The organism is Streptococcus sp. 27098_8_66, assembly GCF_041431945.1.
Classification (GTDB): domain Bacteria; phylum Bacillota; class Bacilli; order Lactobacillales; family Streptococcaceae; genus Streptococcus; species Streptococcus dentalis.
Window position 1 is genome coordinate 19,181 of the sequence record NZ_JAPVYS010000010.1, and the last position, 12,594, is coordinate 31,774.

Annotated in this window: 16 protein-coding genes; all 16 read right to left on the reverse strand. The window is 43.9% G+C overall.

Annotated elements, in window-relative coordinates; translation table 11 throughout:
- Positions 1 to 202: 202 nt before the first annotated feature.
- Complete coding sequence (gene folK, locus O3642_RS07635) at positions 203 to 1,012, reverse strand: 2-amino-4-hydroxy-6-hydroxymethyldihydropteridine diphosphokinase (protein ID WP_371605725.1); 810 nt, start codon at positions 1,010 to 1,012, stop codon at positions 203 to 205.
- A 25-nt stretch (positions 1,013 to 1,037) separates the two neighbouring features.
- Positions 1,038 to 1,592 carry a GTP cyclohydrolase I FolE gene (folE, locus tag O3642_RS07640; protein WP_003013598.1) on the reverse strand — a complete coding sequence of 185 codons (555 nt, stop codon included), beginning with the start codon at positions 1,590 to 1,592 and terminating at the stop codon, positions 1,038 to 1,040.
- Positions 1,593 to 1,600: 8 nt separating this feature from the next.
- The gene (locus tag O3642_RS07645) at positions 1,601 to 2,911 is read right to left on the reverse strand and encodes a folylpolyglutamate synthase/dihydrofolate synthase family protein (RefSeq protein ID WP_371605726.1); all 1,311 of its coding nucleotides are present in this window, start codon (positions 2,909 to 2,911) and stop codon (positions 1,601 to 1,603) included.
- The gene (gene folP, locus O3642_RS07650; protein WP_371605727.1) at positions 2,912 to 3,862 is read right to left on the reverse strand and encodes a dihydropteroate synthase; all 951 of its coding nucleotides are present in this window, start codon (positions 3,860 to 3,862) and stop codon (positions 2,912 to 2,914) included.
- A 162-nt stretch (positions 3,863 to 4,024) separates the two neighbouring features.
- Positions 4,025 to 4,756 carry a CPBP family intramembrane glutamic endopeptidase gene (locus O3642_RS07655; protein WP_371605728.1) on the reverse strand — a complete coding sequence of 244 codons (732 nt, stop codon included), beginning with the start codon at positions 4,754 to 4,756 and terminating at the stop codon, positions 4,025 to 4,027.
- A gap of 72 nt (positions 4,757 to 4,828) precedes the next feature.
- Complete coding sequence (locus O3642_RS07660) at positions 4,829 to 6,022, reverse strand: acetate kinase (RefSeq protein ID WP_003013749.1); 1,194 nt, start codon at positions 6,020 to 6,022, stop codon at positions 4,829 to 4,831.
- A gap of 51 nt (positions 6,023 to 6,073) precedes the next feature.
- Positions 6,074 to 7,027 carry a class I SAM-dependent methyltransferase gene (locus O3642_RS07665; protein WP_371605729.1) on the reverse strand — a complete coding sequence of 318 codons (954 nt, stop codon included), beginning with the start codon at positions 7,025 to 7,027 and terminating at the stop codon, positions 6,074 to 6,076.
- A 30-nt stretch (positions 7,028 to 7,057) separates the two neighbouring features.
- A complete protein-coding gene (gene comGG / locus O3642_RS07670; RefSeq protein ID WP_371605730.1) occupies positions 7,058 to 7,495 on the reverse strand; it encodes a competence type IV pilus minor pilin ComGG in 438 nt (145 codons plus the stop codon).
- Entirely contained in the window at positions 7,482 to 7,934 is a 453-nt protein-coding gene (gene comGF / locus O3642_RS07675; RefSeq protein WP_003013730.1) for a competence type IV pilus minor pilin ComGF, read from the reverse strand. The genes comGG and comGF overlap by 14 nt, the downstream gene beginning before the upstream one ends.
- The gene (gene comGE, locus O3642_RS07680) at positions 7,924 to 8,211 is read right to left on the reverse strand and encodes a competence type IV pilus minor pilin ComGE (RefSeq protein WP_151379300.1); all 288 of its coding nucleotides are present in this window, start codon (positions 8,209 to 8,211) and stop codon (positions 7,924 to 7,926) included. The genes comGF and comGE overlap by 11 nt, the downstream gene beginning before the upstream one ends.
- A complete protein-coding gene (gene comGD, locus O3642_RS07685; RefSeq protein ID WP_003004513.1) occupies positions 8,177 to 8,581 on the reverse strand; it encodes a competence type IV pilus minor pilin ComGD in 405 nt (134 codons plus the stop codon). Before comGD ends, comGE begins: the two co-directional genes overlap by 35 nt.
- Positions 8,571 to 8,888 carry a competence type IV pilus major pilin ComGC gene (gene comGC / locus O3642_RS07690; protein WP_003013558.1) on the reverse strand — a complete coding sequence of 106 codons (318 nt, stop codon included), beginning with the start codon at positions 8,886 to 8,888 and terminating at the stop codon, positions 8,571 to 8,573. Before comGC ends, comGD begins: the two co-directional genes overlap by 11 nt.
- A complete protein-coding gene (gene comGB, locus O3642_RS07695; protein WP_320911301.1) occupies positions 8,885 to 9,916 on the reverse strand; it encodes a competence type IV pilus assembly protein ComGB in 1,032 nt (343 codons plus the stop codon). The genes comGC and comGB overlap by 4 nt, the downstream gene beginning before the upstream one ends.
- Positions 9,849 to 10,790: a competence type IV pilus ATPase ComGA gene (comGA, locus tag O3642_RS07700; protein WP_003004071.1), complete on the reverse strand. Its 942-nt coding sequence runs from the start codon at positions 10,788 to 10,790 to the stop codon at positions 9,849 to 9,851. Before comGA ends, comGB begins: the two co-directional genes overlap by 68 nt.
- An 87-nt stretch (positions 10,791 to 10,877) precedes the next feature.
- Positions 10,878 to 11,267 (reverse strand): DUF1033 family protein, encoded by a 390-nt coding sequence (locus tag O3642_RS07705; protein WP_037615753.1) that lies wholly within the window; start codon positions 11,265 to 11,267, stop codon positions 10,878 to 10,880.
- Positions 11,268 to 11,488: 221 nt separating this feature from the next.
- Positions 11,489 to 12,592, reverse strand: coding sequence for a glycosyl hydrolase family 8 (locus tag O3642_RS07710; protein ID WP_369088023.1), 1,104 nt, complete (start codon positions 12,590 to 12,592; stop codon positions 11,489 to 11,491).
- Positions 12,593 to 12,594 lie beyond the last annotated feature (2 nt).

Here is a 12,594-nt window from a genome sequence, read left to right on the forward strand (position 1 = left end):
GCTGTGAGAAAAGTTCCTGAAACAATACAGTTTCAGGCACTCGGAATTATTGAGACCTTAGGCTCAATAATTAGTCATGGAACTTCGTAGAAGTTCGCTGACATCCGTACTCACCTAAGGAAAGTTTTTTAATAAGACTTTGTCTTCAATCTCAACAATCCCTCGAACAGGGATTGTTTTTTTATGATGCAAAGAAGAGGGACTATTTGACAGCCTCCCATAATTGGCGAATGGCCTTTCTTTGAACAGGGTCCACAAAATGAGGAGCAATTTCATTCAAAGATTCTAGGACAAAGGCACGTTCTGCCACATAAGGATGTGGCAAGATCAAGCTCGGACTGTAACAAATGGTGTCCTCCATATAGAGCAGATCTAAATCAATCACACGTGGTCCCCACTTGACCTCACGGATACGTCCCATTTCCTGCTCAATGGCAAGTAAAGCCTCTAATAAATCCTCTGGGGTCATCCAGGTTTCAACTTCTGCCACCTGATTCAAAAAGGTGTCCTGCTCCACTCCTCCCCAAGGTTCTGTTTCAATCCTTGTGGATGTCTGAAGAAGTCGAATGCCTCGATCCTTGATTTTTTCTAGCGCCGTCTCTAGTTGCAGTTGTTTATCTCCCATATTGGTGCCAAGCCCAATAAAGGCCCGTTTTTTCTCCCGTTCGATTGTCACCAAACAAGTCTCTAATGGCAAGGGAACAGGAGCCCAAGGTTTTTTCAACTCCAGACGAACTTTTTCTACGAAGGCATAGCTTTCGAAAATCTTTTGAACCAACTGAAAGGCCACCGTTTCAATCAGATCGATCTTTTCTGCCTGCATCCACTCAGTCAACTGTTCCGCCAAGATCCCATAATGGATCGAAGCTTCCAAATCACCTGTGCGGGCAGCACGAGTCATCTCATAATCTACCCATAGGTCTAGGACAAAGCGTTGTCCTAATTCTTTTTCTGTTGGAAAAACACCGTGATAGGCGTATACCTCTAAGTCCTTGATCCGTAATTGATCCACTCTCTTCACCTCTTATAGCCAGCCATTAGTGGCCCATGAGTTTATAGGCTTCATTTTTTAAGTCTTTATCTGTCGCAAGCAGTCCACGCGCAGCAGTTGTCACTGTAGCGGTCCCAGGTTTACGGACACCACGCATGTTCATACACATGTGCTCTGCTTCTACCCAGACAAGTGCTCCTTGTGCTCCAAGATATTCCATCAAGGCATCTGCGATTTCTACCGTCAAACGTTCCTGAATCTGTGGTTTTTTAGCGTATACTTCGACCGTACGAGCCAGTTTTGAAAGCCCAGCCACACGACCATTTGGAATGTAGGCAATGTGCACTTTTCCATAAAATGGCAAAAAGTGATGCTCACACATGGAATGGAAGAAGATATCCTTCTCGACCACCATATTGTTATCAATGATTTCAAATGATTTAGACAGGTGCTCTTCTGCTGTCTGCCCTAGTCCTGCAAAGATTTCTTGGTACATCTTTGCAATGCGGATCGGCGTTTCCTGAAGTCCCTCACGGTTCTCATCTTCACCGACTGCCTCGATGATCATTTTCACTGCTTCTTCAATTTTCTTTGTATCCATATCATCTCCTAGTTGGATTTTTCTGTTTTTAATAAATAAGGTCGTACCTGGCTAAGGAAGTAGAGCGACCCCGTTACAATGAGGAGCTCATCACCTTTAGCTTGCCAGTTTTGTAGAAACTCTTGCCAGTTGACTTCCTCAAGCTGATGGTTTTTCGCAGCAGCTCTTATCTCTTCTTGAGAATAGGCTCTTGGATCTTCAAAGCTCGTGAGGATCAAGCGACTATTTTCTAGTTTCTGCCACTGAATGAGCATCTCTTCTAAGGCTTTGGTCCGGATGCAGGTAAAAAGAATGGTCTTTTTTTGACTTGGGAAAAGTTCCCGAAGACTTGCGATTAAAGGCGCAACGGCGTGGGGGTTATGGGCCCCATCTAGCAAGATCATGGGATTCTGCGAGACCACTTCCATCCGGCCAGGCCAGACGACTTGATGCAAGGCCTCATCCACTAACTCTCTTGACAAGAGTTCACGCCCTTCTCTTTCAAAAAGTACATCACAGATACTGATCGCAAGAGCTGCATTGCTGGCCTGGTGATGACCTAAGAGCGCTACTTGATAGGAGGCTTTTTTTCTTTTGGAACTGTGATAAGAAAAGGATTGGCCCGATAAACAAGAGGCCTCTAGCTCAACTTGGTAATCTCTGTCATAGGCTGTTATCGGTGCCTGCTTCTGAATCGCAATGCCTTCAATGACTTGGCTGGCTTCTGTTTCTAATTTCCCTAGAACCAGAGGAATTCCTGGCTTAATGATGCCAGCCTTTTCACGGGCGATGGAAGCCAGATCTGGCCCAAGAAGGGCGACATGATCCAAGCCAATCGAAGTGATCGCGGTCAGAACGGGCTGGCAGACGTTAGTACTGTCTAGTCGTCCCCCCATACCGACTTCCATAATCACATAATCCAGCTCCTCATGAGCAAAATAATCATAGGCGATCGCCGTCATCACTTCAAATTCCGTCAAACCTTGAAAGATGTCTCTTGATTCTTCAGCTTCCAAGAGCTGTTGGTAGCTATCCAGATAGGTTTGCAGGTCTTGATCGGAGATGGCTTCGCCATTAATGGTGATCTGGTCATTGTAATGGATCAGATAAGGAGAGGTAAAGACTCCAACGCGTAAACCTGCCTGCCTCAAAAGTTGGGACAAGGTAGCAATGGTAGAGCCCTTGCCATTAGTCCCCGCAACATGAATGACCCGACAGTCTAGGTGAGGATTTCCTCTCAAAGCCAAGAGAGCTTCCATGCGCTCCAAGCCGAAATGTGGATCTTGGGAACGATAGGCTTCTAGCCAACGAAGATCCAACTGATGTTCTTTTGTCTTCATTTACTTGTATTGTTTTAAATTAGTATCTGCTGCCTCTTGGGCTTGGAAAATGGCTTGGCCCAGACTGGCTGCCATCTTGTGTAGGGGAATATCATGCACCCGCACCACTTCGACTCCTTGACTAGCTGCAATACTCGTCAAATGGCTCGAAGCCAGGTCCCGATTCCAAAAACCAGTCTCCGTTGCAGGATCTGTCTCAAATCCAGCTTCTTCAATAATATTGACCACAAAGCGTTTGCGGGAGACCCCTAGAAAGATCGGATACCCCTTTTGGTGAATCGTCCCAAGTTCTTGTAATAAGAGTAAGTTCTCGCGCTTGGTCAAACCAAAGCCGATCCCAGGGTCTAGCATGATCCGTTCCGTCTGGACACCGGCTTCTTTTGCGACCGCAAGCGAGCGGTCAAAGAAGGTCCACATCACGTCTTGAATCGGCTCTTGAGCCATCTGTTGAAGTTCTTGCTCTGAAAAGACTGGTTCGAAACCAAAACGTGGAAAGATAGTGGAACTTGGATGATGCGGTCTTGCCATCACTGGATTAAACATGAGAACCGCGCTGGCTTCATGCTCCGCAACCACAGCAGCCATCTTAGGATCTCCAAGAAAACCAGTAATATCGTTGACAATATCAGCTCCAGCTTCGAGCGCTGCCGCCGCCACCTGGGACTTCCAGGTATCCACTGAGACCAAGACATCACTTTCTTTCCGAATGGCTTCGATCACCGGAACCACACGGTCAATCTCTTCTTGGATCTCTACATAATGACTACCTGGTCTGGTTGATTCTCCTCCGATATCGAGGATCTGAGCTCCTTCTTGGATCAGTTTTCTCGCCTGCTGCAAGGCTGCATCCACACTCGTATACTTACCGCCATCAGAAAATGAATCCGGAGTGACATTTAAGATCCCGCAAAGAAGGGTCCCTTGGCCACTCAGCCATTTTTTATCAATCATTTTCGTTCTCCTTTGATTCCCTTCCTACAGCATGATTGCGAATAAAAGAGGCTAGAACAAGTGTTCTAAACCTCTGAGTCTACTCTCCATACGGATTTCTGATTTTATCTGACCTTCTGTAGGATGGTTCTGCATCAAAACTCATTGGTACCTACCATTTTATCATAATTTATCATGGAAGAAAACTCTCCATACTGGCAATAAACAAAGGAGTATGACCACCGGATAGTAATAGGCCAGCGCATTCAAGGTCATATGAAGGCAAATGCTATACTCGATCCGCTTGTAGCGATAAGCCACCCAAGTTAAGATCAAGGACATGCCTCCGTAAGCTACCCATTCCCCTAGGGTACTCGGACCATGCAAGTAAGTAAAAAAGAGAGCACCGGCTAGGTAACCGATCGGTTCTGCCCCTCGAAAGATCAAACGAGGGATGATGGCCCGACAGAGCAGCTCTTCTAGAATCGGAGCGACAAGGATCACGACCATGCCCATAGCAAGAAAAGGAGCATGAGATTGTAGTTCATTCAGAGCCGCTTGGTTTGCCGTCGTACCACCTGCCTCTTGTTTCAACAAGGGATAGGCGAGCAGGTTATTAGCCATCAACAAGAGAAGAAAAAGAAAATTTCTCCCCAGAGCCGGCCAGGTTATGACCCGAACATCCAAGTTCTCCAGAGGGCTCATCTTAATGACCCTATAAAAAACAAAGAGCACCGCCACTGTCACCAAGAGAGTGAGGATGGTGACCCACCTTGCATCCATTCCTTCTTGAAGGGAATAAACCATGGTGATGAGGGGAAATTGTGAGAGAAAGAATAAGGGCATAAAAAGCAGGAGCCAGAGGGCATTCTTACATAATGGGTGCTCTCGAACAAAAGACTGTATATTTTTCAATGGACAACCTCTTTCTTGTATAAAATAAGAAGGCTGGGGCTTTCGCCTCCAGCCTTCTCACTTTATTTCAGTTTACTGATTTTTGAAACGTTCAACGTCACGCGCAATCACCAACTCTTCATCAGTTGGAATAACCAATACCTTCACACGGGAATCATCTGTGGAAATATCTCCAACAACTCCAAAGACGTTCTTTTCAGGGTCGACCTTGCAGCCAAACCAGCTGATCCCATTGATAATAGAAGAACGAACGTTTACTGCATTTTCACCGATTCCTGCTGTAAAGATGATGGCATCTGCACCGTTCAAGACAGCCAAGTATTGACCGATGTATTTTTGCAAACGATCGATAAAGATATCGTAAGCCAATTTAGCTTTTTCGTCTCCATTCTGCATCGCTGTATGAATATCCCGCATGTCGCTAGAAGATTCAGAAACACCCAGAAGACCTGATTCACGATTGAGGATGCGGCTGATATCTTCAGGCTCACTGAAATCCTCTGTATGTTCCATCAAGTAAGGAATAATCGCTGGATCGAGATCCCCTGTACGGGTTCCCATCATGACTCCACCTAGAGGGGTGAAACCCATTGAGGTATCGACAGAGATTCCTTTGTCAACTGCTGTAACAGATACACCATTTCCAACGTGGCAGGTGATCAATTTCAATTCTTCTAATGGTTTCCCAAGAAGTTTAGCAGCTTCACCAGCTACATACTGATGACTGGTCCCATGAGCACCGTACTTACGGACCTTATTTTCTGTGTAATATTTGGTTGGAAGAGGGTAACGATAAGCTTTTTCCGGCATGGTTGTATGGAAAGAAGTATCAAATACCACAACACTGGTAATATTTGGACAAATCTCTCTAAAGGCACGAATTCCAGCTGCATTTGCAGGATTATGAAGAGGTGCTAATAAAGACAATTCTTCTACTTTTCGAAGGACTTCGTCATCTACCAAGGCAGAATCCTTGAAGTATTCTCCACCAGCAACGACGCGGTGGCCCACACCTGTAATCTCATCGTAGGATTTGATAATATCAAAACGAATCAAATCATCCAACAAAATTTTTACAGCTTGTGTATGGTCCTGGATATCTAATACTTGTTTTTCAGAGCGTCCATCAAATTTAACAGTTGAAATAGAATCCTTCAAACCGATCCGTTCAATCAACCCTTTTGCAAGAACAGTTTCCTCTGGCATTTGGTACAATTGCCATTTCAAACTAGAGCTTCCTGCATTAATAGAAATTGTTTTCGACATATATTCACCTCATTAAGCGTTTTCACTTCCTCTATTATATCAGATCTTTGATCAAATTTCACTATCCTTTAACCAGTTTTGGAAACTTTCCATAAAGTGAACCACCTGGTCTTGATTCTGGAGATCGGTAAACGGATAGACAAAGGGCTGAACAGACTCTTCTTCTTGTTTTCGTAGGACGAAAATCGTCTTAGCATAGGCTGGATTTGAAAAAAGAGATTCTGGCAAGATCAGCATGGCAAGGAGTTGAGCCTTGTCTTTCAACCAAACTTTTAAAAGATCACTCTGAGGGCTCGTCAAGAGGTTATTGGGGGCTAAAAAGATAGCTACTCCTTGAGGTTTCAGGTATTTCAAAGCCTGTTCCATCATGAGGTGATGGGCATAGGTATGGCCTTCGGAGCTCGCTACCTGATAGCGCTGTGCAATCGCATCATCTGGATAGTAACCAATCGGAAGATCACTAACGATCAAGTCACTTTCTTTCAACACTTGCGGACGCACCGCATCTCCTTGTGCAAAGACAACGCTAGACTCCATCACATCTGCGATACTAGCAGATAAGTCAATCAAGAGATCATCCACTTCCAACCCTAAGTAATCGATCTTGAGACGACTATTATTGACAATAGTCTCAGCGAGATTTCCGGTCCCACTTCCCACTTCTAAGACATCCAGTTGGTCGCTTTTAGCCAACTGATCGATCAAAAATGTAATGATAAAACCAATCGCATCCGGTGTGAACTGGTGATTCGCTTGCAAAGGTTCTGTCTGAGCAGCTTTCATAAATAGAAATTGGTAGGCTCTGCGCCATTCTTCCTTACTTAAACCTAATTCTTTTAATTTTTTGCTATTGTTTTTAACAATGTCTAGATCCGTCTTGCCATCCAAATACATGGTATTTTGTTCAATCAAGGCGTCATAAAAGTTGGTCGACAATTCATTTTGAATACTTTGAGTGTTTTCCAATAGATAGGTATAGGCTTGTTCAATTTTTTCGAAATTCATGATTTCCTCCGCACCCTATCATACCAAAAATTAGTCTTTTTCGCTATTTTCTGCTGGCTCCTTGGTCTCGTTTGACGTCTCTTCAGAAGTCGTTTCGGTCCCTGCCTTCTCCTTATCTTTCTGTGTCTTCTTCTTTTCTTTTTTAGCTTTCTTGCTTTCTTTTTCTTCCCTTACAGGAAGGACAAACTCATAGCTTTCGCCATTTATCTCAGTCTGAACATGCAGAAAACCAGTGTCCTGCTGTAGCTGAACAACTCCAGACTTTAAGTGAATATCCGATGTTTTCTCATCACTCTTTCTTTTTTCAAGAGCCAATTGCACCAACGCATAGGCCCGAAGACGCTCTTGACTCGTCTTTAAGATTCGTCTTTCCGCAACCTGACGGTGCAGGTAAAACTGAAGCAAGAGACTAAAAATCGCTGCCATCAAGAGAGCGTAGAGTAAGACCCCAGCCTTAACTTTTTTCATTTTGTATCGCTGGTACCACATGGTAGACATACTCCCTTTCTAGACCATCTTCAAAATTCAACCGCAGATGAATCAACTCTCCCTCCTGCCAAATCTGACTAGAGTGAACCCCTGAAATCATAGGCTGATAGCCCCTGCCCTTATCATCTGTTTTTCGGATATCATCTCCTTTAGATTGACCAATGGCAATTGGTTTTTGATCCTGAACCAAGTAGATATGGTTGTTCTCCACTTTTTCAAAATGACTCCGGTCCAATTCCACCTGCAATTGTTGCTGAAAAAGTATCCATTCTTCCTGCTTTTGATGAGCCTGGTAGTCCAATTCAGCATGCAGAAGCTTGGTCAAGCCTTGAAAGACCAACACTCCCCCACTGAGCACCAAGAGAGCGACCAAGGCTTCGAGCAGGGTAAAGGCCTTGACCTTTCCTTTATTCCACATGCAGCACCACCTTTCCTTGATGATAGACTGTGAGTTGATCGCCATCTTTTTCGACTTGAACCTGAATACCATTGGCCTCCAGATGATTTTGCCCCGTCTGAAGCGCCATTTGAGCGACCGACAAGACTTCTACCTCTTTGAAATCCGCTAGTCGCTCCTTGCGCGAACGGCGGATCTCCCCTAACAATAAAGTCGTAATCATGGCAAATAAACCCAAGGCTACCAGAGATTCTAGGAGAATACTAGCGGGAACGGATGCTTTTTTTAATTTTCCCATTTCCAAGTGAAAGCTGATAAGTCACCACTCCTCTCTGTGTCTGAAAGTGAACATTGGCTAGCGAAGAATTGCCACCTGCTCGGTCCAATCGAATAGTTTTAGGATCTTGCAAAATGACAGAATCAGGAATCTCCACCGTCTGGTAGGGCGTTTGAATCTTCCTTGCAGTCACTTCAACATCCAATTCCGTTTGCCTTGCCAATGCTATCTTTTGGCTTTCTTGATAGAGATGTTCAAACTCTGCAAAAAATACTTTTTCTTCCACCTGCTGAAAGCTCGTCTTGATCGATCCCGATAAGCCCAGATAGATAAAACTGACGATCATCAAGGTCAGAAGGGTCTCCACCAAAGTGAAGGCCTTAATCTGCAACCGCACGAGTTTCTCCACTATTTTTCGCATAATAGGCACGGTAGGATTCAGCTTGTTTGTTGGTAATATTTCCATCCGCAATCAGTTTTGCTAGAGTGGCTTGGTCATTGGTATGATTGAGCTCATACAATTCAGCCTGGCTTTCGACCACCTTCACAACCGCTGCATTTCCTGTCTCTTTCACGGAGTCTTTTTGCTTGGTCAAATTCGGCACAAAGAGCAATAAGAGCACACTGATGATCAATAAGACCACCAACATTTCAATAAGTGTAAAAGCTTTAACCTTATAGGTTTTTATTTTTTTCATAAATGAACCTCCATATTTTGATAAATCGGCAGCAACATGGCTGCATAGAGTAACACAATCACAAGAGCCACAAAGATAAACACCAAGGGTTGTATCACATTCATGGCCTTGTGAACCCGACGAAAGAAATCTTCCCATGTTTTTTCAGCGTAGATCTCTAGTTCATTTCCGAGCTTTGATTTGACTTCACCATATTCAATCATAAGGGGCAATTCTTCTTTGAAAAAAGGATACCCCCCGACCGTCTCTGAAAAAGACTGGCCACGGTCTAAAGAAAGAGCTAAGTCCCTTCCAATTTCTTGAAAAAGCTGGGATTTTTGGTCCTGCATCATGGAAAAAATCTGAGACAACTCCAATCCTTGCCCAATCAGATTGCCCCATTCTCTAGCATAATAGGCTGTCAAATAAGCTTGAATCATGCCTTTTCCGAAAGGCAGATGAGACAAGGTTCTAAAAACGTTGATCTTGCCTGACTTTCGATAATAGAGAAAGCCGAGTAAGAAGAAGGTCACCAGTCCCGCTCCTAAGGCCAAAAAGAGTTGGGGGAAGGAACTGATCAATTGCGTCCCAATATTTTGAGCATCCATTTGAGGGAGCAAGTAATTGCGCAAGCCTAGCATAATCAGAACTAAAAATCCAAGCAAGATGAGAGGATAGGTGCTCACCTCAATCAGCTTTTTCTTGACCTTGCGCATGTTTTCTAAGTAAGCACTGATTTTCTCCAAGCTCAATGAAAGATTGCCATGGAGCTCAGCGAGAGACAGCTGTGTCGTCACTGCATCTGAAAAACCGATCCCCGCCATCATCTCTGAAAAACTCCGCCCCCGAGAAAGGTCCTCTCGCATCTGGGAAACCAAACGACTCTCCACTAGGTGAGAGCGATCCAGAAAATCGACGATCTCAGACAGATGAAAACCACTCGAATAAAGATTCAAAAACAATTCAATGATTTGCTTTTGTTTAGCGGTAGATAATTTTTTCGGCTTGCGCCTGAGCCAGCTGGATATATCCCGATTGAGCCAAGAGATCCATTTGTTGGTTCCAGCGGCTGGCTGAGTGCTCTTGGTAGTTTTCCGTCGCAAAATCGACCACACCTCCTCCTGCAATTAATCGTTGGTAGCAAATACCTTGTAAAACAATCTTGAGCTCTTCCTCGCTCACTCCAAGTTCTAAGAGCCTCTCATAAACACCTCGAACGCTCTTGGCATGAATAGTAGAGAAGACGGTGACTCCTGTCAAACTAGCTCGTACGACTGCACGAGCTGTTTCCTTATCTCGGATTTCTCCAATAATGAGAAGGTCCGGCCGATGGCGCAAGGAGAGTTTGATCAGGTTGTCATAGGTCATGCCGATCTGGTCATTCAGCTGGAGCTGAAGCATATTCTCTTGCTTGATCTCGACAGGATCTTCAATGGACATGACTTGCTGGTCCGCAAAGCGCTCTTGCGCCAACGCATGCATGAGAGTGGTCTTTCCCGAGCCAACGGGACCCGCAAAAAGATAAAGCCCACGACCAGCCAATTTCTTCTGCAAGTCCGGCAACTGGTCAAACCAAAACCGCAATTCACGTTCCTCATCATGCAAGAGCCGAATGACCAAGCTTTCATAGCCACGATAATCCCCCACTGTCGACAAGCGAATCGAAACCACTCCATCCTCTAATGGGTAATCACACGATCCTAGCTGGCTGCGCCTTTTTTCTCCTACATTCATCCCTGCTGCAAATTTGAAGTGGCTAATAATAGCTGTCATGTCCTCAAAAGGGAAGGACTGTACAAAACGTCTCTCATCTCCCACCCTCATAAAAACCTGGTACTCCTCCTTCCGAGGAATGAAGTAAAGATCCTGAGCTTCTTCCTTTTTCCCCAGGCGGATCAATTTTTTTGCAATTTCTTGAACCATAGTTCCTCCTCTCACTTATACTATTCGAAAAAGAAGACAAAAAAAGAAGACTTTCTAGATCGCTCTAAAAAATCTTCCGAATTTCTCTTATGACAGGGTCGTCCCCTTTTTTGAATCGATTGTATATTGACAAGAACGGTGTTTGCGACTGCCTTTTTCCTTTTCATAACCTGGACGGAGCTTGCTTTTAGGGATCTTATGCTCGTCTTCTAAGAGGACAAGCGAGTGGAAAAACTGCACATCATCACTGCAGTCCTCACACCACTCTTGCTCTTTGGTATCCCAAAAGATTGTCATGAGATCACTCCGACTCTTATAACTTGGAAAGTGTGCATTCAACTCCAACCATTTCTGCTTGTAGTATTTCAAAGCCTGGTAATAGTCTTCAAACTTCCGACTACTCACGATATCTTCTTCCCAACCTTCTAAAAACCACCAGGGTTCACAGTCCCCGTACATTTCAATTACTCGATACATTAACTCTTCCATCCTTTGTATCCTCTATTATATAGAAAATCCTTTGAGAATAAAAGTTTTCTGCTCAGAGCATCATTTTTCAGGTAATTTTCAATTGATTTTTGCTATTTTTTTCAAAAATAGACTACTTGATTTCTCTTGGGTCCTTTTTTCGAGAATCAAAAAAAGAGCTTCCCAACAAAATGGCGAGCCATCTTGGGGAACTCTCTCTTCTCAAGTATTTAGAACAATTCAAGTGCAATCATAGTTGTCATGGTTGCATCGTAATAGTTGTTCAGAGGTAGATCTTGTGTAAAGATATACTTGTTCTGTTGAACCAATTTCAAATAGCCTTTTTCTTGTTCAGAGGCATAGACAATCGGTGCCAAAAAGCTTGCTGCCTGATGAATATTCAGGGCCTTCCCTTTCAAATCATAACCCGCATACAGGTTTCTTTGACTCTTGAAAAAGTTTAGCATCTTTTTCACCAATTTTTGACTGTCTGCGTCCTTGCTTTGAATAAGGTTGTATGGAAGACGACAAGCGTTATAAGAATAGGCACCATCATACTTGGATTCAATCGTCTTGGGATCCGCTACACGCGTTCCTTGCTCATCTACCCAGATGAAATCAGGTAGTAAACCTGTTTTTGTTTGGGAGCTAATCGTTTGGAGTTGCTGCAACATCTTTTCTTTGATAGCCAACCACTTCGAATCTTTTGTCACTTCATAAAAGATCTGGAATTGTGCTGGCAATGTATCAGACGTCCGCATCAAATGATAAAATTCCGAATCCTGATTGGCCCAATTTCCCACCGTTAATACACCGTTTTCTTCATTGTAATTGTATGAGAGAACATCTTCTAAAATCGCTTTTGCTTGTGCTTGGTAGTCTTTAGCTTGCTTTGGCCATTGCCGAGCAGCTTTTAGAAGAGCATAGGCAATGTAGAGATCCCCATCTGTTGCGTTATGCCCCTCAACACTCGCCTCCCCATTGGCAATAGTTTGTTTCCAAGACATCAATTGGGTGCCTTCTAAGCGATGATTTAGATAATATTGATAGAGTCGGTCAAAGTCTGCTTGTTGGGCTTGTCCTTTTTCGGCAGCTGCGACAGTAATCAGCATTCCATAACTTTGTGCCTCGGATAAAACCACCGTTTGATTGCGATCATTGGTAGTTCGAACATAGGATTCTTTCCCTTTTGAAACAACAAAATGCTCATTCCACTGACGATAAATTCGATTTCGCATCTCCACTTTACTTCTCGTTCTCGCTAAAAACAAGGTCAAACAGAAAATGCAAAGGATGACTAGAAACCATACATATCTCATCTTTTTCGTATTCATAA